General features: G+C 36.4%; 23 protein-coding genes. 14 read left to right on the top strand and 9 right to left on the bottom strand.

Annotation, left to right across the window (positions count from 1 at the left end):
• A partial coding sequence (locus tag Q0992_RS13010; RefSeq protein WP_299525092.1) for a 2-oxo acid dehydrogenase subunit E2 occupies positions 1 to 336 on the top strand: 336 nt, incomplete at its 5' end.
• Between the two features lie 72 nt (positions 337 to 408).
• Here Q0992_RS13010 and Q0992_RS13015 read toward each other — a convergent pair.
• Complete coding sequence (locus Q0992_RS13015; protein WP_299525095.1) at positions 409 to 1,494, bottom strand: NADH:flavin oxidoreductase; 1,086 nt, start codon at positions 1,492 to 1,494, stop codon at positions 409 to 411.
• Positions 1,485 to 3,380 (bottom strand): glycoside hydrolase family 13 protein, encoded by a 1,896-nt coding sequence (locus Q0992_RS13020; protein ID WP_299525098.1) that lies wholly within the window; start codon positions 3,378 to 3,380, stop codon positions 1,485 to 1,487. Before Q0992_RS13020 ends, Q0992_RS13015 begins: the two co-directional genes overlap by 10 nt.
• Before the next feature lie 125 nt (positions 3,381 to 3,505).
• Here Q0992_RS13020 and Q0992_RS13025 point away from each other — a divergent pair, with 125 nt between their 5' ends.
• The 13 genes from Q0992_RS13025 to rimO all read left to right on the top strand — a co-directional run bounded on the left by Q0992_RS13025 (position 3,506) and on the right by rimO (position 14,320).
• Positions 3,506 to 4,282, top strand: coding sequence for a 3'-5' exonuclease (locus tag Q0992_RS13025; RefSeq protein ID WP_299525101.1), 777 nt, complete (start codon positions 3,506 to 3,508; stop codon positions 4,280 to 4,282).
• A gap of 33 nt (positions 4,283 to 4,315) precedes the next feature.
• Complete coding sequence (locus tag Q0992_RS13030) at positions 4,316 to 4,927, top strand: fumarylacetoacetate hydrolase family protein (RefSeq protein ID WP_299525104.1); 612 nt, start codon at positions 4,316 to 4,318, stop codon at positions 4,925 to 4,927.
• On the top strand, positions 4,928 to 5,269 hold the full coding sequence (locus Q0992_RS13035) for an Hpt domain-containing protein (RefSeq protein WP_299525107.1): 342 nt from the start codon (positions 4,928 to 4,930) through the stop codon (positions 5,267 to 5,269). It begins immediately after the preceding gene.
• Positions 5,270 to 6,517, top strand: coding sequence for a competence/damage-inducible protein A (locus Q0992_RS13040; RefSeq protein ID WP_299525110.1), 1,248 nt, complete (start codon positions 5,270 to 5,272; stop codon positions 6,515 to 6,517).
• A 79-nt stretch (positions 6,518 to 6,596) separates the two neighbouring features.
• Positions 6,597 to 6,833: a 50S ribosomal protein L28 gene (gene rpmB / locus Q0992_RS13045; RefSeq protein ID WP_114301300.1), complete on the top strand. Its 237-nt coding sequence runs from the start codon at positions 6,597 to 6,599 to the stop codon at positions 6,831 to 6,833.
• 27 nt (positions 6,834 to 6,860) lie between these two features.
• On the top strand, positions 6,861 to 7,043 hold the full coding sequence (rpmG, locus tag Q0992_RS13050; RefSeq protein ID WP_076616981.1) for a 50S ribosomal protein L33: 183 nt from the start codon (positions 6,861 to 6,863) through the stop codon (positions 7,041 to 7,043).
• Between the two features lie 6 nt (positions 7,044 to 7,049).
• Complete coding sequence (locus Q0992_RS13055) at positions 7,050 to 7,202, top strand: DUF4295 domain-containing protein (RefSeq protein WP_299525114.1); 153 nt, start codon at positions 7,050 to 7,052, stop codon at positions 7,200 to 7,202.
• A 139-nt stretch (positions 7,203 to 7,341) separates the two neighbouring features.
• Positions 7,342 to 8,316: a signal recognition particle-docking protein FtsY gene (ftsY, locus tag Q0992_RS13060; RefSeq protein WP_299525117.1), complete on the top strand. Its 975-nt coding sequence runs from the start codon at positions 7,342 to 7,344 to the stop codon at positions 8,314 to 8,316.
• Between the two features lie 157 nt (positions 8,317 to 8,473).
• The gene (locus tag Q0992_RS13065) at positions 8,474 to 8,905 is read left to right on the top strand and encodes a hypothetical protein (RefSeq protein WP_299525120.1); all 432 of its coding nucleotides are present in this window, start codon (positions 8,474 to 8,476) and stop codon (positions 8,903 to 8,905) included.
• Positions 8,906 to 9,081: 176 nt separating this feature from the next.
• Positions 9,082 to 9,939 carry an AraC family transcriptional regulator gene (locus tag Q0992_RS13070; protein WP_299525123.1) on the top strand — a complete coding sequence of 286 codons (858 nt, stop codon included), beginning with the start codon at positions 9,082 to 9,084 and terminating at the stop codon, positions 9,937 to 9,939.
• 93 nt (positions 9,940 to 10,032) lie between these two features.
• The gene (locus Q0992_RS13075; protein WP_299525126.1) at positions 10,033 to 11,049 is read left to right on the top strand and encodes an alpha/beta hydrolase; all 1,017 of its coding nucleotides are present in this window, start codon (positions 10,033 to 10,035) and stop codon (positions 11,047 to 11,049) included.
• 218 nt (positions 11,050 to 11,267) lie between these two features.
• The gene (locus tag Q0992_RS13080) at positions 11,268 to 12,932 is read left to right on the top strand and encodes an amidase family protein (protein WP_299525129.1); all 1,665 of its coding nucleotides are present in this window, start codon (positions 11,268 to 11,270) and stop codon (positions 12,930 to 12,932) included.
• A gap of 83 nt (positions 12,933 to 13,015) precedes the next feature.
• Positions 13,016 to 14,320 (top strand): 30S ribosomal protein S12 methylthiotransferase RimO, encoded by a 1,305-nt coding sequence (gene rimO / locus Q0992_RS13085; RefSeq protein WP_299525132.1) that lies wholly within the window; start codon positions 13,016 to 13,018, stop codon positions 14,318 to 14,320.
• 3 nt (positions 14,321 to 14,323) lie between these two features.
• Here the strand turns inward: rimO and Q0992_RS13090 are convergent, their stop codons facing one another.
• The 7 genes from Q0992_RS13090 to Q0992_RS13120 form a co-directional block, all read right to left on the bottom strand.
• Positions 14,324 to 15,001, bottom strand: coding sequence for a hypothetical protein (locus Q0992_RS13090; RefSeq protein WP_299525135.1), 678 nt, complete (start codon positions 14,999 to 15,001; stop codon positions 14,324 to 14,326).
• Positions 15,002 to 15,070: 69 nt separating this feature from the next.
• Positions 15,071 to 15,469, bottom strand: a complete 399-nt coding sequence (locus tag Q0992_RS13095) for a VOC family protein (RefSeq protein WP_299525138.1) — start codon at positions 15,467 to 15,469, stop codon at positions 15,071 to 15,073.
• An 11-nt stretch (positions 15,470 to 15,480) separates the two neighbouring features.
• Entirely contained in the window at positions 15,481 to 15,807 is a 327-nt protein-coding gene (locus Q0992_RS13100; protein WP_299525141.1) for a hypothetical protein, read from the bottom strand.
• 3 nt (positions 15,808 to 15,810) lie between these two features.
• Complete coding sequence (locus tag Q0992_RS13105) at positions 15,811 to 16,182, bottom strand: VOC family protein (protein ID WP_299525144.1); 372 nt, start codon at positions 16,180 to 16,182, stop codon at positions 15,811 to 15,813.
• 61 nt (positions 16,183 to 16,243) lie between these two features.
• Positions 16,244 to 16,633 (bottom strand): hypothetical protein, encoded by a 390-nt coding sequence (locus Q0992_RS13110; protein WP_299525147.1) that lies wholly within the window; start codon positions 16,631 to 16,633, stop codon positions 16,244 to 16,246.
• Positions 16,617 to 19,457 carry a pitrilysin family protein gene (locus Q0992_RS13115; RefSeq protein ID WP_299525150.1) on the bottom strand — a complete coding sequence of 947 codons (2,841 nt, stop codon included), beginning with the start codon at positions 19,455 to 19,457 and terminating at the stop codon, positions 16,617 to 16,619. Before Q0992_RS13115 ends, Q0992_RS13110 begins: the two co-directional genes overlap by 17 nt.
• A 22-nt stretch (positions 19,458 to 19,479) precedes the next feature.
• The gene (locus tag Q0992_RS13120) at positions 19,480 to 21,960 is read right to left on the bottom strand and encodes a M14 metallopeptidase family protein (protein WP_299525153.1); all 2,481 of its coding nucleotides are present in this window, start codon (positions 21,958 to 21,960) and stop codon (positions 19,480 to 19,482) included.
• Between the last annotated feature and the right edge of the window lie 9 nt (positions 21,961 to 21,969).

Here is a 21,969-nt window from a genome sequence, read left to right on the forward strand (position 1 = left end):
AAAGTCAATGATTTGGCCAATAGAGCGAGAGAAAACAAATTAAATCCAGACGATATACAAGATGGCACCTATACGGTAACCAATGTCGGTACATTTGGCAGTATTATGGGAACGCCAATTATTAACCAACCGCAAGTTGGTATTTTAGCCTTGGGCGCCATTAGAAAAGTACCTGCAGTCATTGAAACTCCTCAAGGGGATTTTATAGGTATTCGCTATAAGATGTTTATGTCACATTCTTACGATCATCGTGTTGTTAATGGTGCACTTGGTGGACAATTTGTCAAAGCCGTAAAAGATTATTTGGAAGCTTGGGATACCGACAGAGAGATTTAATTGTTATTCTTTATAGGCAGGAATCTCATAATAAAAAACAAAAACATAGTCGAAAAAGCTGTGCTTTTTGTTTTACGATTTCACAAACCCTTCCCAACGACGCATATAATCTATAAACTTGTTTCCAAGACCTTCGGATTTTAAGTAAGCTTCAGTTACCGGATTTTCAATAGGTTGAAAGTTAGGGTTTTCCATAACTTTTAAAGGAAAATCATGATGAAGAATACCCGAACGACCAATAGTCACAAAATCGATACCAGTATATAAAACCCTTTTCACATCATTTCCATTTCTAATGTTTCCCGCCACTGTAAATTTTACATTTTTACGATCAAGTTGAAATATATGTTCAAGCAAGCTCAAATTACTATCTGGAAACTCCTCAGCTTTTTTAAAGCAATCCCAAAGTGAAAAATCTAAAAAATCAATCTTGCTACCATCAATCAATTGTTGGCCTAAGGTCTTAATCTCAGTTAGTTTCATACCAAAGCGTTCAGGAGACAATCTAACTCCCAATAGAAATTCATTACCACATGCATGTCTTATACCTTCAACAATTTCAAAAAGTAATCGCGAACGATTCTGGAGTGTACCTCCATAATCATCTGTTCTTTGATTGATTTTTGAACTGAGGAATTGCGTTAAGATATAACCGTGAGCTCCATGAACTTCAACACCATCATAACCGCTTTTTTTAGCGCGTATTGCTGATGCAATAAAATCGTCTCTTAGTTGATGTATTTCATCTAAAGTCAGTGCTCTTGCATTGTGTTTTTCGCTATTTGACGGACATACGGCTTTTTGCTTAATGACGTCAAAAGGCGATCGCATACCTGCATGATGTAATTGCGCAACAGCTAAACTTCCATGAGATTTAATTTCTTGAGCTAATCGTTTATGACCTTCCATTAAGCTATCAGAAAGAATACCTAGCTGACCAGAGAAACCTTTACCAATTTCCTGAACATGAGAAGCGCAAGTCATGACCAGTCCAAAACCGCCCTTGGCTCGCATGGTCAGCCAACGAAATTCATTTTCAGATAAACTCCCATTCTCATGACTTTGCTGATTGGTCAGTGGTGCCAGCATGAATCGGTTTTTCATTTTGAGCCCACAGTTAAATTCTAATGAAGAATTTGGATTTATTCCTATTGACATGCTTTTAGAATTAATCCCCATTTTCCTTTTACAGTAATTTGGGCATCGCTATTGAAAGTTCTGGTGCTAATCTGGTCTTCGAAACAAGTATTCTTCAATTCAGGAATATCAATGACCTGCTCATCCTTACCATTGTTTATAACCACAATTATCGATTCGTCTTTATAAGCACGTTCAAAAACCAAAATGTTCTTATTGTCATCAGTTAAGAGTGTCTTATAGTCCCCTAATTGCAACGCTTTATGGGATGTTCTGATATCAATTAAAGTCTTATAGTGTTCAAGTAATGCGGTGTTTGTTTCCACTTTATCAGGAGTGTGCGTTGAGCCGTCTGCATTGTATATTTCATCTTCATAGGTGATGTCATCCCAAATCATGGGTTTTCTGCAATCAGGATCATTTCCTCCCCACATCCCAACTTCATCTCCATAGTAGAGCATAGGGGCGCCGACATAGGTCATTTGCATAATGACAAATAATTTTTGAAGGACGATATCTTCATCTTGCGGCTTTCTGGTGGAATAACTTGAGTTATTTAGTGCGTTAGAGGCATTAAAATAATCACCCCAATTTCTAAAATTTCCTATCCCATTATTGCGATTCACAATATGCGAGCCAATTCTGTTGGAGTCATGACTTCCAAAGAGGTTTTGAGACACATAGGCTACGCCTTTAGGGTAAAGCTCCCTGAGATTTTTCAGTCGCTCATTAAATTGACTTGCTGTCGTTTTTGTCGAGTCTGTATTGAAAAAAAACTCAGCACAGGAAAATGCAAAATTGTAATTCATCTCACCATCAAATTCATCACCTTGCATATAAGGTTTAACTTTTTCTGGCGTATCAGCGATTTCTGCGGTCATATAGGCTTCAGGATTAATAGATCTTACATGTTTTCGCCATTGCTTCCAAAATGGATGGCCAATACAAAAGGCTACATCCAATCTCCAACCATCAATTCCAAATGCGGTTCCTTTTCCTTTAGGGTTCATCCATCGCTTTGTGGCATTAAAGATATATTGCTTAGGACCATCGACGATGCCTGTGCTGTCTTCTTTCAACTCTGGAAGTGATTTTACACCAAACCAGCCTTCATAATCAAATTCGGTGCCCTTTTCTTCATCTTTCCATGATTTAATAATGAACCAGTCTTTGTAAGGTGAGTTTTGCTGATTTTTTAATACGTCCTGAAAGGCAAAACTGTTATAACCCAAATGATTGAAAACACCGTCAAAGATGATTCTCATATCTCTATGGTGTGCCTCTTCAATGAGCTTTAAGGCCAATTCATCTGCACTCGTCCATACCCAAGTCGAAGGATCCAATGGATTTTCAGAAGCTATTAACTTTCTATCGCCTTCAGGATCTGGGCCGAAGTTGGGGTCTATATGGTGGTAGCTTTCACCATCGTATTTATGTAATGACGGAGATTGGAAAACAGGGTTCAAGTAAATGGCATTAATTCCCAAATCCTTTAAATAATCGAGCTTATCGATAACGCCTTGAAGGTCGCCACCATAACGTCGTCTTAAGATATGTTTCCACATCTCAGGCTCTCCGTTAGCTTTCTCATAGTCAAGTAGTTTATACCAGTCACTTCCCCAAGGGTGAACTTGCCATTGTTTAGGTGGTTCTTGAGGGTCGGCTCCAGCAATATCTGCCATAGTTGGGTCGTTACTTGGATCTCCATTTCTAAAACGTTCAGGGAATACCTGATACCACACTATGGTTTTTGCCCAATGTGGAACAAACTCTCCATCCTCAATAGTGATTTGAGTTATCTTTTTATCACTTTTACAACTTACACTAAGCATCAAAATTAGACTGACAATAAATATGGAAATACTTGTTTTCAAGAGTATAGAAGGGAATCGACCCAATAGTTTCATAATACTGATATTGATTGAAAAGTTGACAACTAATTTCGTCCATTTTTTAATAATATCAAATCTTATTGTAATGAAATAGAAGGTGTTTTTTTTATTCTAACTACCTTTGCGAAAATTAATAGCACATGCAACTCAATCTTAACAAACCTATCTGTTTTTTCGACTTAGAAACAACAGGTATCAATATCTCCAAAGATAGAATTGTAGAGATATCCATTCTAAAAGTTCATCCCAACGGTAAAGAAGAAACCTATACTAAACGTGTTAACCCAACTATTCCTATCCCAGCAGAAGTGACCAAGGTACATGGCATTTCGGATGCTGATGTTGCAAATGCTCCGACATTTAAGGAAATTTCAAAAGAAGTACATCATCTAATTAAAGATTCGGATTTGGGTGGTTTTAATTCCAACCGTTTCGATATTCCCTTACTGGCAGAAGAAATGTTGCGTGCTGAGGTTGATTTTGACATGAAAAACCGTGTCGCTGTAGATGTACAAACTATTTATCATAAAATGGAACAACGTACGCTAAGTGCCGCTTACAAGTTTTATTGCGATAAAAACCTTGATGGTGCCCATAGTGCTGAAGCAGATACCATAGCCACTTATGAGGTGTTGAAAGCACAACTATCCAAGTATGATGAATTGGAAAATGACACCAAGTTCTTAGCGGAGTTCAGCTCACGAAGAAAGTTTGCCGACTTTGCCGGCTTTCTATCTTACAATAAAGATGGCGAAGAGTGTTTTGCTTTTGGTAAACATAAGGGTAAACGTGTGGTGGATGTGTTAGAACAGGAGCCAGGTTATTTTGGTTGGTTGCTCAATGCCGATTTTCCTTTGTATACTAAAAAAGTGTTAACTGCCATTAAGTTACGTCAGTTTAATAATAAATTGGGCTAAATATCTAAAGTATATCCCTAACAGTCTTTTTATATGAAACTTATCTGTATAGGTCGTAATTACACAGACCATATTAAAGAGCTTGAAAATGAAAAGCCTACAGACCCTGTTGTTTTTTTAAAGCCAGATACTTCCATATTATTAAAAAAGATGCCTTTTTTTATTCCAGAGTTTTCGGAAGAGGTACATCATGAAGTAGAGGTTTTAGTGAAAATTAAAAAAGTAGGGAAGTACATCGATAAAAAATTTGCACATAAGTATTACGATGACATTGGGCTAGGCATTGATTTTACAGCACGAGATCTTCAAGCCCAATTAAAAGCTAAAGGCTTACCTTGGGAAAAAGCAAAAGCTTTTGATGGTGCAGCAGTTATAGGTAAGTGGTTACCCAAATCGCAATTTGAAGATGTAAATAATATAAACTTCAGCTTAAAGAAAAATAATGAAGTTGTGCAGTCTGGTAATACAGAATTAATGCTTTGGAAGATTGATGAGCTTATCGAATATGTCTCTAAGTATTTCACTTTAAAAATAGGGGACATTATTTTTACTGGCACTCCTTCAGGTGTTGGTAAGGTTTTTGCAAACGACGAATTAAAAGGATATATTGAGGGCCAAGAACTGTTTTCAATTAAAATTAAATAAATGGCAAAACATTATAGATTAGAACGTGTACGCGAGATGGCTGATAATGACGAAGATTTCGTTATGGCATTGGCGGCAGCTTTTATAGAGGAAGTTCCTGAAGATGCAGAACGCTTGAGAAAAGCTGTACCAGAAATGGATTTTTATGAGACCTATCAAGCGGCACATAAGATGAAGCCCACGATTGAGTTATTCGATTTGGGGGTTTATGATGAGCTTATAGAAGTACAAGATTGGGGAAAATTTGAGCAAGAGGATAAAAATATTGAAGCGCAACTTGAAAAAGTTCTTATTGCCGTTGAGAATGCTACGAACGAGATAAAAGCTGATTTTGGATTATAAATGCAAGCAGAAATAATAACAATTGGTGATGAAATTCTCATTGGGCAAATTGTAGATACCAACTCCGCATTTATAGCAAAAAAATTCAATAAGATAGGTATTTCTGTCTATCAAATAACGTCGGTACAAGACGATAAAGAACATATTCTTAAAGCACTTGAAGAAGCCGAAGGAAACGCAGATATTATCATAATAACAGGAGGTTTAGGCCCAACAAAAGATGATATTACTAAATTAACACTCTGTGAGTATTTTGATGATTATTTAGTTGAAGACAAAAAGGTTTTAGCGCATATAGAGTGGTTATTCGAAAAATACATCAGCACACCAATTTCTGACATCAATAGACATCAAGCCATGGTACCTTCCAAATCAAGAGTACTTATGAATGAATATGGTACGGCACCAGGCATGTGGTTAGAGAATAACGGTAAAACCTTTGTGTCACTGCCAGGAGTACCTTATGAGATGAAAGCTTTAATCAAAGACAGAGTCATTCCTGCTCTAAGGGACAAATACCATTTTCCATATATTAGACATAAAACACTTCTTACCTATGGTCTTGGTGAAAGCGCTATAGCTAATAGAATCGAAGCTTGGGAAGACGCATTGCCTAGCTTTATTAAATTAGCGTATTTACCGAATTTGGGTAAAGTTAGGTTACGCTTGTCTGGTAAATCTATGGACAAAAACTTACTTAGTACAGAACTTGAAAAACAAATACAGTTACTGTTGCCTCAGATAGAAGATATATTTGTTGGCTTTGAAGAAGCGTCATCTTTAGAGGCCATTATTGGTAAACAATTAACAACGTTTAATAAAACAATTGCAGTTGCCGAAAGTTGTACTGGTGGGCAAATAGCAAAAGCCATTACGACTAATGCAGGTGCTTCAGGATATTTTAAAGGTAGTGTTGTGACTTACGCTACAAAATCTAAGGTTGCTGTTTTGGGAGTTTCTGAAAATGACATTGCATCCCATTCCGTGGTTAGTAAAGAAGTAGCAGAAGCGATGGCCATTAATGTACGTAATTTGTTTGGTTCGGACTATGGAATTAGTACTACCGGAAATGCTGGTCCTACAAAAGGTGATTCCGACGCTGAGGTTGGTACTGTATGGATTGCCATAGCAAAAGAAGATGCTGTGTATTCTGAGGTTTATAATTTTGGTAATCACCGCGATAAGGTAGTTATGAAAGCCACCAATAAGGCTTTTGAAATGCTTCAAAAAGAAATTTTGAAAAAGTGAGGTTTTAGTTTTGTCAAACTTTAATTATTTACTAAATTTGCACCCTGTTTTGAAATAACATACCTAAAGAGAGAATACAATGTCAAGAGTTTGTGAACTTACTGGGAAAAAAGCAATGGTTGGAAACAATGTTTCCCACGCCATGAATAAAACTAAGCGCAAGTTTAATGCTAACTTAATCAAAAAGCGTTTTTACATCCCTGAAGAAGATAAGTGGGTAACGTTAAAGGTTTCAACATCTGCATTAAAGACCATAAATAAAATTGGTATTTCTGCGGCTTTGAAAGAAGCTAGAGCAAAAGGATTTTACAAATAAGAGCTTACAAGCTAAAGTCAATTTACAATGGCAAAGAAAGGAAATAGAATACAAGTTATCTTAGAGTGCACAGAGCACAAGGCTTCTGGTATGCCAGGAACTTCAAGATATATCACAACAAAGAATAAGAAGAATACGCCAGACCGTATGGAGATTAAGAAATTTAATCCTATCCTTAAGCGTATGACAGTTCATAAAGAGATAAAATAAGAAATCATGGCAAAGAAATCAGTAGCGTCTTTACAGACAGGATCAAAGCGTTTGACAAAAGCTATTAAAATGGTAAAATCTCCTAAAACCGGAGCTTACATGTTTGTAGAATCAGTGATGGCACCAGAACTTGTCAATGACTTTTTGAACAAGAAATAATCTATTTTAGATAAATACGATGTACAACTGCTTTCATTTGAAAGCAGTTTTTTTATGTCTATATTTGAACGCTAATATGACAACTTAGCAGCTAACCAATTAGGCAAGGTTATTGTACTTAGCCAAGCAAATACACAATATGAGTTTTTTTAAAAAAATATTCTCTTCTGAAAAGAAAGAGACCTTAGATAAAGGGTTAGAAAAATCTAAATCTTCGTTTTTTACCAAGTTAAATAAAGCGGTTGCGGGTAAGTCTAAAGTAGATGATGATGTTTTAGATAATCTTGAAGAAGTGCTGGTAACTAGCGATGTTGGTGTAAACACAACATTAAAAGTCATTGAGCGCATAGAAGAACGCGTGGCTAGGGATAAATATTTAGGCACCTCAGAGCTCAATCAAATTCTAAGAGAAGAAATTGCAGGCTTGTTATCCGAAACTAATGTTGGGGAAGATATAGATTATACCATTCCAGAATTACCTAACCAAGAAGATGGTAAAAAAACACCTTATGTCGTCATGGTTGTAGGTGTTAATGGTGTCGGTAAAACAACAACCATTGGCAAGTTAGCCTATCAGTTTAAAAAGAAAGGTTTAAATGTTGTATTGGGCGCGGCAGATACCTTTAGAGCCGCTGCCATTGATCAATTACAAGTTTGGGCAGATCGTGTAGATGTACCCATGGTAAAACAAGACATGGGATCGGATCCGGCTTCCGTTGCCTTTGATACTTTGCAATCTGGTGTCAATCAAGATGCAGATGTTATTATTATTGATACAGCAGGTCGTTTACATAATAAGGTAAACTTAATGAATGAGTTATCTAAAGTAAAACGTGTGATGCAAAAAGTGATAGGTGATGCACCACATGATGTGCTCTTGGTTTTAGATGGATCTACAGGGCAGAATGCTTTTGAACAAGCTAAACAATTCACGGCAGCAACAGAAGTAACCTCTTTAGCGGTTACTAAATTAGATGGTACAGCCAAAGGTGGTGTGGTGATTGGAATTAGCGATCAGTTTAAAATTCCTGTAAAATATATTGGTGTAGGGGAAGGTATTGAAGATTTGCAAGTCTTTAATAAATACGAGTTTGTCGATTCGTTTTTTAAGTGATATAACTAGGTTTTGTTATGCTGAACTTGTTTCAGCATCTCATCAATAAATTGTAAATATTGAGACCTCAAAAGGTTGGTTGTTTAGCAATAGTCAAAGCATAAAACCTGTGAGGTCTTTTATTATCTTTATAAGAAATCTTTTTGAATCAAGATTGATGGGTAAAATTAGAATAGAAAGACATACTGGATGGATAGGTCAATTAGTGGGCATTGAAATTTATATTGACGGTAAAAAAATCGGAACTATAAATTATGGCGAAACCCAAGAATATGATGTGGAATACGGAAAACACGAAGTATATGCAAAGTTAGGTTGGGAGCGGAGCAAAAAAATTGAACTCAATATTCTTGAAAGCGAAACAAAAATTCTAAAACTGACGCTATACAAATATGGGATTTTGATTTTACTAATCGTTTTCGGGCTTCAAGCACTTTATCTTATCACAAAGGACACTTTAAATCTTGAGTTAAAACACTATTTCATTGCATTGGCAATAGTTATTTTACACCCTTTATATTACATGTTAAAAAAGAAAACTGTACTACTGACTGAAATAGATGAAAAAACGTCTTATAGTAATGCATAACCATATTCGATTCCACTCGGAATTGCTATACGTCACTCGCTAATCTGTACACTTAAATTAACTTTAAGCAGAGTTATACGATAACGTTATTGTAACCATAAGAAAAAAGTAAAAAATCCTATTCTATCCGTAAAAAAAGAAATCTCAGCTAAAGGGAAAACCTTATTTTTACCTAAATGGAAAAAACGTATGACATACCAAGGTTTCTTTCGTACCTAAATGGAGAAGAACCCAAAAACCATCATATACATTTCACCAAGTATGATGATTGTCAAAATATGCGCCAGCAATCTCCAGCTATCTGTATAGATTTTTATCTGTTGGCCATAAAATGTGGCTATGATAAAAACCTAGATATAGGGCAGACAGAATACGATATAGCGGATTCCTACATTTACTTCTGCCAACCGCAAAAAACGCTAGAATGGCACATTACTCAACCGCTTTCGGGCTATCATATTTTATTGGATTCAAAAATTTTTAGGCGTTTTGCCCAAGAGTATTCTTTTCTGCATTACAAAAATCATGAAGCACTTTTTCTTACAAAAGAAGAAGAAACAGAACTGTTGGGTCTGTTTCAAAAAGCATATAATTTGTATTCAAAAAGCAATTTTTCGCAAGACGTATTACTATCCTATGCTTCGTTGATTTTGTCCTACACCAACTCGTTTTACAAAAGACAATTTGAAACGCGCAAAAACATTTACAATAAAGTAGTTGCTGATTTTTACAAGAATTTACAAAACTACTATGAAATTGAAAGCGAGATAAAACTGCCATCTGTTCAGTATTTTGCCAACAAAGCAAATCTTACGACCAATTATTTTGGCGATTTGATTAGGCATTTTACGGATAAATCTCCTCAGAAGCACATCAATACATTCTTAATTCATATCGCTAAAGACAGATTGCGAAAAACAAACCATTCCATAAGTGAAATTGCCTACGCCTTAGGTTTTGAATCACCGTCTTATTTTACCCGATTTTTTAAAAAGGAAACGGGGATTACACCTTCGGTATTTCGTCAACAGTAAATAATGGCATTAATTCCGTAAAACCTTAAAGTCTAGAATGTAGTACATATTCTAACTTTGATGTATTGTTCAACCAATAACTAAAATCAAAAAATGGAACACATACGATTTCCCGATACCATAGACCATACTCTAAAAAGTAGAATGGGTGCAGAAGCTTATAAAAATGCTTTGGAGCAACAAAAAAGTATATCAGAAGAAGATTATGCCAAAATCAAAGGATTGGCAGAGTTTTCAGTACGTCCGCCATTCCGTACACCAGTGCACAAATTACCATCTGAGCACGGTATGAACCAGTGGAAAGACATCTTTTTCCCATCTGCTGATGGCGTGCCATTAGAGGGTTGGTACATTCCTGCGGTTACTGGCGAAAGTGATAAGTTGATTATCATCAACCACCCATTTCCATTTAGCCGTTCAGGATTGGTAGGACACTTCGGTGAGCCTTTCTCAAACGTAGATGATTTGGAAGTAGATTTTATTGCACATATGGGACACTTATCTCGTGCAGGCTACAATATTATAGCTTATGATTTAAGAAATCATGGCAACAGCGGAACAGCCAATAACAATATTTGTGGTATTGGCCGTTACGAGTGGCGAGACTGTGTAGGTGTAAAACAATATGTCGATAATCATCCTAAGTATAGCAAAATGAAAGTGGCACTTTATAGCCGTTGTACTGGTGGTAACGCACAGATTGAAGCCATTTATAGACGACCTGAATTGTTTGAAAACGTTGTGTGCTTTTTTGGCCCAATGACCATAGAAATGAGACCATGTATGCAAACCTTTGCCAATTTAATGGACGTAGGTCAATACTATGACCTTATGACGTACGAGCAAGTGAAATTAGGCGGATATACCAGCGATGAGATGACACCAATTCCATTTAGTTCATCAGTAAAGATGCCATATTTTGTTTCCCAAGTAAAAGATGATAGCTGGACAGATAATCCTACTTCTGGACAGCGTTTGTTTGATACCATAGCGTCTGAGGATAAAGAATTGTTTTGGATAGAAGGTACGACACGACGATTTGATGCCTACAATTACTTTGGAATTCATCCTGAAAGAATGGTAGGCTTCTTCGATAAGTATATGAAGTAAAACTACGGCCAAGAGGTGTATATGCCTATAGCGGTTTGGGTAAAAACTCAAATCGCTTTTTTCCTTTTATTGAAGTATGTTACTACACTAAAAATAAGCATAATACAATTGCTGCTACCTGTAAAACGAAACTGAAAGTTTACCCATTTGCGTAATAGCAATTTTTTAAATTATACTTTGACCTAACCGTTTCGTATTTTTATAAAAAAATACTAACTATGCGCTATCCTTTATTTCTATTTATCTTCTTGTTTATTTTTTCCTGTAAAGATACTGACTCTCGAGAAGCCCGAGAACCCATTTCAGAATCTGAATCTGTTGAAACTGTAAAACCTAAAGACGATTTAAGCGCCATTTCAACTAAGGATTTCAGGGAGTTTAAAGTTTTGGATTCAAAGAATTTAACCGAAGCAGACATTTGGGCTGAAATTAATCCACAAATGGAGGACTTCACTGAGTCTGATTACAATGCTATGAAAGTTTGGGTGCTTGAAGAAGATATTCCATCTCTTCAGGGCTGGATCAGTAATGGAAAATATACTATTGAAGAGTTAACAAAATTCTATTTATATCGCATCCGAAAGTTCGATAGAGAAAACGATTTATCACTCAATTCGGTCATTTCGATCAATCCAAATGTGATTAAGGAAGCTAAAATGTTAGATGAGGCTGAGACAGATTCTGGTCATTTAATATATGGTATGCCAATCCTTCTAAAGGATAACATCAATGCTTCGGGTATGGCCACTACAGCTGGTGCAGTAGCTCTAAAGGATAATGTGACTGATGATGCTTTTATAGTTAAACAACTCAAATCTAAAGGAGCTATCATTTTGGGTAAAGCAAACTTAAGTGAGTGGGCTTACTTCTTTTGCGGTGATTGCCCAAGTGGTTATTCAGCCATTGGTGGGCAAACATTGAATCCATATGGCAGACGTACTATCGATACAGGTGGCTCAAGTTCGGGAAGTGGAGTAGCGGCTTCGGCAAATTTTGCAGCAGCAACCATTGGTAGTGAAACTTCTGGATCTATTTTATCGCCTTCAAGTCAGAATTCTGTAGTAGGTCTAAAACCTACCATAGGTTTGGTAAGTCGCAGTGGTATTGTACCCATTTCTTCGACCTTGGATACGGCAGGACCAATCACTCGGACAGTTATGGATAATGCCATAGTTTTAGATGTTATTTTTGGTGAAGACAAAACCGATTCCAAATCATTTATGATTATGTGGGAATCTGGATTTTATACCGAAAACCTCAAGAATTCAAGTCTTCAGGGTAAACGCTTTGGCGCTCCTAAGCGACTTCTGGAAGATACCTTATTCACAAAGGCTATTGCGGTTTTAAAACAACAAGGTGCAGAGATTGTAGAGATTGAAGAAGAACAATTGGGCTTACCTAATTTTCTGAATTTGCTCAACCTTGACATGAAAAAAGATTTGCCAGCTTACATGGCCAACTATGCTAATACATCCATTTCCTTAAGAACAGTTTCCGATGTGATGGCTTTTAATTTAAAAGATTCTTTAAAGATTATGCCTTACGGACAAAGATTATTTCAAGGTATTGTAGATGATAAAGGTGACTTAGCCTTTTTAGAAGCTATTAAAGATACCTTAAGCACAAATGGTAAACAATATTTTGATGTACCTATGGAAGCACAGCGTTTAGATGGCTTCTTGTCCATTAATAATTACCATGCTGGTTTTGCAGCAGTGGCTGAATATCCAGCGCTTACAGTACCAATGGGTTACACGGATAAAGGTGTTCCTAAGGGATTGACCTTTATTGCAAAGCGACTGCAAGAAAAACAGTTATTAGAATGGGCTTATGTCTACGAACAGACTTCTAAAGCCAGAGTTGCACCAAAAGACTATAATTAGTTAAAATCCAAAATCCAAAATCCAAAATCGTAAATCGTAAATCGTAAATCATTCTTTATCTTTGCAAACTGATTCATAAGCGCATGAGAACGAAGACACTTAAGAAGAATAGAATTAATGTAGTCACCCTTGGCTGTAGTAAAAACGTTTACGATAGCGAGGTGTTAATGGGTCAACTTAAAGCTAGTGGTAAGGATGTTGTGCACGAGCAAGAAGGTAATGTTGTGGTTATTAATACATGCGGTTTTATTAACAATGCCAAAGAGGAGAGCGTTAATACCATTTTACATTACATGCAGAAAAAAGAAGAAGGTGATGTGGATAAGGTATTTGTAACAGGATGTTTGAGTGAACGTTATAAACCAGATTTGGAAAAGGAAATTCCAAATGTAGATCAGTACTTCGGAACCACAGAGTTGCCAAGTTTATTAAAAGCACTTGGAGCTGATTATAAACACGAATTGATAGGTGAGCGCTTAACAACCACGCCTAAAAACTATGCCTATTTAAAAATAGCTGAAGGCTGTGATAGACCTTGCAGCTTTTGTGCCATTCCTTTAATGCGTGGTAAGCATAAAAGTACACCCATAGAGGATTTAGTGATTGAAGCTGAAAAGCTTGCTGCTAATGGTGTAAAAGAGTTAATCTTAATAGCTCAAGATTTAACTTATTATGGACTGGATTTATATAAGAAGCGCAACCTTGCAGAGCTTCTTGAACATTTAGTGAGAATTGATGGCATTGACTGGATTCGTTTGCATTATGCATTCCCAACAGGCTTTCCAATGGATGTGTTAGATGTTATGAAACGAGAGCCAAAGATTTGTAACTATTTAGATATTCCTTTGCAGCATGTATCCGATGCTATTCTAAAGAGTATGCGTCGTGGTACAACAAAAGAAAAGACTACAAAGTTGCTCAAAGAATTTAGAGCTAAAGTACCTGGAATAACTATAAGAACGACTCTGATTGTTGGATACCCTGGCGAAACCGAGGAAGATTTTGAAATACTTAAGGAATGGATCAAGGATATGCGATTTGAGCGTTTAGGGTGCTTTACCTATTCCCACGAAGAAAATACACATGCCTATAACTTAGTAGATGATGTACCTGAAAACGTAAAGATGCAGCGCGCTAATGAAATCATGGAAATACAATCGCAGATTTCTTGGGAATTAAATCAAGCTAAAATAGGCCAAGAATTTAAAGTGGTTATTGACCGTAAGGAAGGGAATTACTTTGTGGGACGAACAGAGTTTGACTCACCTGATGTGGATAATGAAGTCTTAATTAATGCCGCAAATACATATCTAAAAACAGGGGAATTCACTACAGTTAAGATTATTGATGCTGAGGACTTTGATTTATATGCCGAGGTAGTATTATAAAGTTTAATCAATTAAATCTCCCAAAATCTCAAAGGGGTGGAAACGTGCAAATAACTCTTCGGAATACCATTCTAATGCTCTTGTTTTCTTTACCATATCAGCATGCTTTTTGTTTTGGTAGGCATATTGCATCATATCATCACCTGTTTTCCAAAGCGAAAAAGTAGCTTGCATTAAAAGGGGCCATTCACCAATACCCTTTGAGTAAATCAGACCTTCATGTCCTTCCATAGATTTAGAAACTGATGGGACATATTTCCAAAACTTATAAGCTAATTTTGGTTTTATAGTCGCTCTGGTTATTACTGCTAGTGGTTTTGATTTTTCATATGCTTTAGTTGCAACGAAGGGTTCTTGTTGGCTCCATTTCCCATGTGCTTTAACGGTATGCATTAAAACATGAGTATGTTTACTACATTCTTCTGTATATAAACCAATACTATCTGATGCTAAAAAATCTTTGGCTTCAATTTCGGAATTAAAAACGGTTAATAATCCAAAAGTGGAAAAATCGGGCCAAATAGAAAACCCGTTACCACTACCACTACCTAGGGCTTTCCAAAACGTTAAACCAGGAATTGAGGCCTTAATCAGTGGTGATCGACCCATACGACCCAAGGCTTTCCATTTTTTGCGAGCGCCTTGATATTTAAAGATTGAAATAATGACAGTTTGAGGCATTTAGCTTGCGACAAGAGTTTTTGTAAAGATAATATCTGTAAGTCTTGAAAGACGAAACGGTCTTATATTTTAACTAATATTATGACCAAAACATAAGATGTAACCGTCAATGTCTTCAATTTCAAAATCTCTATTACCATATTCAGTGTTTCCAATAGGCTTTATTATAGACACTTCTCTGGATTTGAATTCATTAAACAGTTGGTCTGCATCTTCGACCCAAAGGTAAGCATCCCAAGCTTCTTTTCCATTAGTGTGCCAACCTGCTTTTATAAATGGAATTCTATTGGGTCTTGCATAGCTGTCTTCATCTAGTTGTCTTAACATCACTGAGAAATTACCTCGACTTAAGATTGAAAACTTAGGACCATCACCAACGAAATCAATGGTAAAACCCAATTGTTTTGAATAGAAATCAATCGATTTTTTTACATCTTTAACAATCCATTGTACTGCTACTCGTTTCAAGGCTCAATTAGTTATTTAGGTGGTAAGGTATTAACATAGGCAAAGCTTTGCTCAAAATAGCTAACCATCAAGTCTTTATCTGACCAAAGTGATTCTGGTACTAACACATAATCTTTCATTTTAGCGCCATAAGAATAATAATGGCCTGTATTATAAGTTTTCATGAACTTGGCAGCTTCATCTTTTGGCAAACGTATGCCTATTTCGGCAGCTTTATTGAGCAAAGTAAACATATAGCCATTAGATGAAGTGTAAATCATTTTTTTGCCTTTACGTTCAAAACTGCCACAGGCTTCAACGATATCATCATAGATTTTTAACGCATCGTCCCAAGTCATAATTTAGATGTGTTGATCTATTAATATGGCGTTACCATCAGGATCCAAGACTACAAAACTTGCAGGTCCGGAATCGGGAGCATCAATTTCACTGGCCAGAGTAATACCTTTTGATTTTAAATGTTTTTGAATATCACGTACATCGTCAAATTGTTTTAAGGTATTGGCATCTTGGTCCCAACCGGGATTAAAGGTCAAAATATTGTTTTCAAACATGCCCTGAAACAGTCCTACTAATGATGATTCATTTTTCATAATGAGATAATTCTGTTCAAGAGCACCAGCAAAAACGGAGAACCCTAAATGTTCATAAAATGCTTTGGAAGCCTTAATATCTTTCACAGCAAGGCTAATGGAAAAGGCACCTAGTTTCATAATGATATGATTTTAGTTAGTGCTTAAAATTAATGAAACTATTTAGAAATCAAACAAATAATCAAGACCAATCTACATTTAAGGATTTCAGTTTCTCATCAAGTTTTAATAATGAATCGTTTTCGATACGATCGATACTAATTCTGAATTCCATGTTTTCAGCTTTCAAAATATACTCTCCAGCAAAATGTTTAATGGAATTGATTTCTCCGAGTTTAATGGCTTTTCCCAAAAGCCAGTTTTCCTTTAGGGTTTCGTTTTCAATGAGCAGATATTTGGGTTTTGTTTGTTGATAATACAGGACAAAATAAAGTATAGCCAACACAAACCACATGTAATGAAACCATTTAGGTTGTTCATTTATGCTTACTTGAATTACCGCGATTAATAGCCAAACAATTCCAAAAATAAGATTCTGCTTGTTGATTTTTTTCTTATAGTGAATTTTCATTTTTATTTAATAATATAGGCTTGCCAAATCCTAAACCTTCAAGTTTCTCTAATTGCGTTTTCGCATCACCAACAATTAAGTAAATCATTTGGTTAGGCTTAATGTATTTTTCAATTAAGGCTTTAATATCCTCAAGGGTCATATTTTTTACAATGTCTTCACGTTGTTTTGCATAATCATCTGCCAAACCATAATTACTAATATTGCTAAGCATATTCAATTTAGCACCAAGCGTTTCAAAGGCTCTGGCTGTACTTTTAATAGTAAAGCCTTTAGTGACCTCTAAATCCTTTTCATTATAATTTTCACCATAGTCTTCCAAGATTTGCTTTACCAAACTTGTAGCTTCATAAGTAACGTTAGTGCGTATGCTACTACTAATTCTAAAAGAACCTTCATGGGCTGAGCCATTAAATCTTGATCTTATACCATAAGTATAACCCTTACTTTCTCGCAATTCTTGAGTTAATTGCGAAGCAAAACCTCCACCTCCTAAACGGTAATTCATCACTGTGGCTGGATAATAGTCCTTATCTGTAACTTTTGGTGCTGGATATCCAAAACGTATTACCGATTGCTTAGCACCAGGCACATCATAAAAATAGATAACTGATTTTTCGGGAAGTATTGGCAAAGGTAATTCAGGTATGTTAACCTCATTGGTCTTCCATTCGGTATTGATTTTTTCAAGTGCTTTGATGACTTGTTCCTGTGATATAGCACCAACGATATGCATACTTGTTAGATTTGAAGAAAGATTCTTATTGTAATAGTCTTTTAAATCTAACAGGCCGATGCGATTTACAGATGCTTCGGTACCACTATTGTTATAGGCCAAGATATTATTTTCGCCATAGAGTAATTTGGCAAACTCGTTTTCTGCAATTCGGTTTGGATTGGCTTTACTACGTTGTATACTACTAATGGTACTTTGCTTTATAAGCTCAAATTCTTTTTCATCCCAACGTGGCTCTAGCAAGATTTCAGTAACCAAATCCATAGTTGTGTCGAAATGTTTAGAAAGTGTTGTCCCTGCTATCGTGATATTCTCATCTGTAGCATAGGCATAGATACTAGCACCTATACTTTCAATGGCATTTTCTAGCTCTTCGGGTGTTTTATTTTTTGTGCCTTTAGTCATAAGGTTAGCCATAAGATTTGAAACACCAACTTTAACTTTATTTTCGAGTAATAGTCCACCAGCAATTTGCATTTCGAACTCAACCAGTGGTACTTCGTCGTTTTCAATACCGAATAGTTTAATACCTGAGTCTAATTCTTTTTTCCAAACCTTAGGTATGTTTAATTCTGGGCTCGTACTATATGGTGGCTCTATACTTCTGTCAAAACTACTCGGTGTTCTTTCATAGGTGGCTGTAATACTAGGGTCAAAAGCTTCTTCGGCACCATCGATAATTTTTTCCTCAACCACTTCAGCTAATTGCGAGTTGTCCAAGACTAAGCTTTTTTGACCTTTAGGAACAAAACTTGTTGCTATATGATTTTTATCTTTAATGTAGGTTTTGTAGACACGCATAACATCGTCTGATGTTACTGCTAAAATATTCTTTACATCCTGATTGATAAAGCCTGGGTCACCTGCAAAAATCTCATACTGTGCCAATTGAAATCCTTTGCCCAAAACACTTGATAGGCCTTGGTAAAAATCGGTTTCTTGCCCAGCTTTTATTCGGTTGAGGTCTTCTTCGGAAATACCGTTCAACTCAAAATCCTTAAGCCCATCCCTTATTGCAGATTCGACAGTATTTAAATCTGTTTGATCAAATGCCGTTACACGCAATGCTAGTTGGCCTGCAATTTCAGAGGATTGTTGAAACATGATTACGTTACTGGTAAGTTGTTGGTCTTCAACTAGTATTTTATACAATGGAGCTTTTTTCCCCTGAGTAAGGTATTGGGACAATACACGCAACGGATAAGAGTCGGGATGGTATTGATACACTGTAGGCCAAGTTAGTGTTAACCTTGGTGCCCGAGCAAAGTTGTCCTCGTAAAACAAACTCTTGGACGATTTTAAGGTGACAGGCTGCTTTTCCATTTTTGGAATGTCCTTACCTCGAGGGATTTCATCAAAATATTTTTTTACCCAAGTTTTGGTTTGCTCAATATCAATATCACCAGCTATGGTTAAAGTCACATTATTTGGCACATACCAACGTCTAAAAAACTCTTTTACATCATCTAAGGTCGCATTTTGTACATCTTCTAGAGAACCGATGACTTCCCAACTATAAGGATGGTCTTGTGGATATAAATTGCTGTTGATGACATATGAGTTGTGTCCGTAAGGTTGATTGTCCACACGTTGGCGTTTTTCGTTTTTAACCACTTGTTTTTCTTTGGCCAAAACAGGCTCGGTCACCGTATTGATGAAGAAACCTAGTTTATCGGCTTCTGCCCAAATCATTTTTTCTAAGGCGTCTTTTGGCACGGTTTGAAAATAATTGGTTCTATCTCGGCTTGTAGAGCCATTAGCACCAGAACCTCCAATGCGAGCACTCATTTGGTCTAAACCACCTTTACCCAAATTTTCGGATTCTAGGAATAAGAGATGTTCAAATAAGTGGGCAAATCCTGTACGACCTTCTTTTTCCCTAGCAGAGCCAACATGTGCTGTTAGTGCTACAGCCACCACAGGATCTGATCTGTCGATGTGGAGAATGACTTGTAATCCATTGTCTAATGTGAATTTTTCAAAATCCACTTTAAATTCTGCAGTTGTTTCTTCAGTTTCATTTTGCTGACATGCAACGATTGTAAGAAGGACTGAAAAACTAAAGGCAATTGATTTAATACGTTTCATGATTTATTTTTGATTGGTGGTTTTATAGTTCGTAAGCATTGTTATTAACAAAGAAAACAGCATTGGCTAGAAAGAGCTTTCCGTTTTCCCAAAAACTTCTAAATAAGGTATTGTCCACAAAATAGATAAAGCTACCGCTACCCATACGCTCTTCACCAAATACTAACGTGTTATTGAGATTGTTTAGTGCATCTTTCCCCGCAAAACCAGAGTAAACTTTGGTATTGTCTAAATGGGCAACGTTGTAACCGCTATCTAAAAGGCTGTAGGCCGAACTCCCTAATTTTAGGGTAAAATAATGATTATCATAACCAAATGCCATAGGATGTGTATTGTCTACTTTGGTTTTAAAAATAGCACCAGTAATGAGGTTATTGGTATACTCGCGCTCGCGTTCTGCATAAGGTGTAAGATTATCATCATCATTTTCACTTTCGGATGATTTAAACTTTAAGCTAAAACCGTCTTTATCCGCAAAACTTCGTAAAGCTCCATCTATTGCAATGACTTTACCTCCAGAACGCACCCAATCTTTGAGTTTTGTCATATTACTTTCGTTTAAAACACTACCATAATAACCACTTGGGATGATTAAAACGTTATATTTATCTAGATTGGTACGACTTAAATTAGCAGTGTTTATTGACGTTAAAGGATAGTGTAATTGTTGTTCAAAAAAGTGCCAAATAGCTCCATAGCTCAATGACGAAGTACCTTTTCCAGATAATACAGCAACTTTTTGTTTGTTGATTAATTTAATGTCTGGCGAACCAATATCTGGTGTGCTTTGCGAAAAACCAGAATTTATTTGTGTTAAAGGCTGATTGTGTTTTTGTGTTAAGCTGTTTAATTTACCAATAAAATCTTTAATATACTTATTGTCGCCTTTAGTGATAATTAAGGAACCACGTTCAAAATTTGAACCGTTGGAACTAAAGGGTTTTTCAGTAAACCTAACCTTGAAGTTGTGTTGTAATAGATCTCCTAAAAATTGAGCATCTTCTAAAGAATTCCATTTACTTACATAACCATAGGCATTCTGTAAAACTTGTTTTGTGTTTTCTTTTAAAAATGTACTACTATTTACTTTTGTAGTACTTGCAATAGCGTCTAAACCATATGCATAAGGTACTGACCACGCTGTTATATCGTAGGTAAGAGAGTCGGATAGCTTGGCATTGGGTTCAAATAGTACTTTTACCATTTTACCTTTTGGTTGGTTGGTGTGTACGACTAAAGCCTTATCATCAATAGTCATGCTTCCTTGTTGGCCGCTGCTATAATTATAACCTGAAACTTTAGTACCACTTGCACTCTCGAATTTAATATCGTGCTTATTTAAAAGTGTCTTAAGACCATTTAAATGATCCGTATTTCCTTTTACTACATAACTCTTGTATTTTAAGCTAGAATTATCAAAGAACTTTGCGAACTCGGCATTGAGTTGTTTAGCATTTTTAGAAGCCACTTCAACAGTAGAAAGACCTGTAACGGTGTGATGCGTTAGTCGCTCGACTAAGGTAAGCACATGACCTTCGTCATTTAAGATGCCTAGTCCAGCCATACCATGACCACCTTGCTCATAGGTCATACCAATCGCTCCCATATATGTAGGATAGGTATCTCCATAACTCGGATAAAATAAATCAAACCGTTCTCTAGTAAAAAATAGCCATCCTTCAGCATCAAAATAGTTAGCATGGTTTTTACCAATTTGTGTTTGAAAATCGCGTTGCCAATCAGTAATAATTTCATGAAAGGGCTCAGCGGCAGGTGCAAAATAATAAGGTTCATTCATGCCTTGCTCATGAAAATCGACATGAATATGAGGCATCCATTTGTTGTAAACCTTTAGTCTTGACTCACTTTCTACTTGGGTGGCCCAAGCCCAATCTCTGTTTAGGTCAAAGAGGTAGTGATTTGGTCGTCCACCTGGCCAAGGCTCCCTATGTTCACTAGCCTGTCGATCAATATCATAGGGTTGACTTGCGGTCTCGTTATACCAATTGACATAGCGGTCTCTTCCGTCTGGGTTTACGGAAGGGTCTATTATTACTACGGTATTCTCTAATAGGTCTTTTCGTTCTGTCAAAAGCCTGTAAAGTGTAAGCATTGCGGCCTCAGTGCATGAGGCTTCATTGCCATGCACGTTATAGCTAAGCCAAACTATAGCGACGTCTGAAGCACTTGGTGAGCCTGGCAATAATCCCGTATTCTTAAGGTTATTTTGTCTTATGGTTTCAAGATTTTTGATATTAGCTTCACTAGATATATAGGCTAAATATAAAGGTCGTCGTTCGTACGTAGTTCCATATTGTTCTAATTTAACTTGATTTGGTAAGGCTTCGGCAACAGATTTAAAATAATCAACCACTTGATGATGACGACTAAATTGTGTGCCAATATCGTAACCTAAAAACTCACTTGGTGCTTGAATATTTTGAGAGGAAACCGTTGATAAAGTATGTAATGCGATGAAAAGAATTAAGAATAAGTTGCGCATGAGTGTTGT

This window comes from Winogradskyella sp. (assembly GCF_028289625.1).
GTDB lineage: Bacteria > Bacteroidota > Bacteroidia > Flavobacteriales > Flavobacteriaceae > Winogradskyella.

Coding starts and splice junctions, on each gene's coding strand:
- Q0992_RS13015 (WP_299525095.1), bottom strand. CDS start 1,494: ATGTCAATAGGAATAAATCCAAATTCTTCATTAGAATTTAACTGTGGG.
- Q0992_RS13020 (WP_299525098.1), bottom strand. CDS start 3,380: ATGAAACTATTGGGTCGATTCCCTTCTATACTCTTGAAAACAAGTATT.
- Q0992_RS13025 (WP_299525101.1), top strand. CDS start 3,506: ATGCAACTCAATCTTAACAAACCTATCTGTTTTTTCGACTTAGAAACA.
- Q0992_RS13030 (WP_299525104.1), top strand. CDS start 4,316: ATGAAACTTATCTGTATAGGTCGTAATTACACAGACCATATTAAAGAG.
- Q0992_RS13035 (WP_299525107.1), top strand. CDS start 4,928: ATGGCAAAACATTATAGATTAGAACGTGTACGCGAGATGGCTGATAAT.
- Q0992_RS13040 (WP_299525110.1), top strand. CDS start 5,270: ATGCAAGCAGAAATAATAACAATTGGTGATGAAATTCTCATTGGGCAA.
- rpmB (WP_114301300.1), top strand. CDS start 6,597: ATGTCAAGAGTTTGTGAACTTACTGGGAAAAAAGCAATGGTTGGAAAC.
- rpmG (WP_076616981.1), top strand. CDS start 6,861: ATGGCAAAGAAAGGAAATAGAATACAAGTTATCTTAGAGTGCACAGAG.
- Q0992_RS13055 (WP_299525114.1), top strand. CDS start 7,050: ATGGCAAAGAAATCAGTAGCGTCTTTACAGACAGGATCAAAGCGTTTG.
- ftsY (WP_299525117.1), top strand. CDS start 7,342: ATGAGTTTTTTTAAAAAAATATTCTCTTCTGAAAAGAAAGAGACCTTA.
- Q0992_RS13065 (WP_299525120.1), top strand. CDS start 8,474: ATGGGTAAAATTAGAATAGAAAGACATACTGGATGGATAGGTCAATTA.
- Q0992_RS13070 (WP_299525123.1), top strand. CDS start 9,082: ATGGAAAAAACGTATGACATACCAAGGTTTCTTTCGTACCTAAATGGA.
- Q0992_RS13075 (WP_299525126.1), top strand. CDS start 10,033: ATGGAACACATACGATTTCCCGATACCATAGACCATACTCTAAAAAGT.
- Q0992_RS13080 (WP_299525129.1), top strand. CDS start 11,268: ATGCGCTATCCTTTATTTCTATTTATCTTCTTGTTTATTTTTTCCTGT.
- rimO (WP_299525132.1), top strand. CDS start 13,016: ATGAGAACGAAGACACTTAAGAAGAATAGAATTAATGTAGTCACCCTT.
- Q0992_RS13090 (WP_299525135.1), bottom strand. CDS start 15,001: ATGCCTCAAACTGTCATTATTTCAATCTTTAAATATCAAGGCGCTCGC.
- Q0992_RS13100 (WP_299525141.1), bottom strand. CDS start 15,807: ATGACTTGGGACGATGCGTTAAAAATCTATGATGATATCGTTGAAGCC.
- Q0992_RS13105 (WP_299525144.1), bottom strand. CDS start 16,182: ATGAAACTAGGTGCCTTTTCCATTAGCCTTGCTGTGAAAGATATTAAG.
- Q0992_RS13110 (WP_299525147.1), bottom strand. CDS start 16,633: ATGAAAATTCACTATAAGAAAAAAATCAACAAGCAGAATCTTATTTTT.
- Q0992_RS13115 (WP_299525150.1), bottom strand. CDS start 19,457: ATGAAACGTATTAAATCAATTGCCTTTAGTTTTTCAGTCCTTCTTACA.
- Q0992_RS13120 (WP_299525153.1), bottom strand. CDS start 21,960: ATGCGCAACTTATTCTTAATTCTTTTCATCGCATTACATACTTTATCA.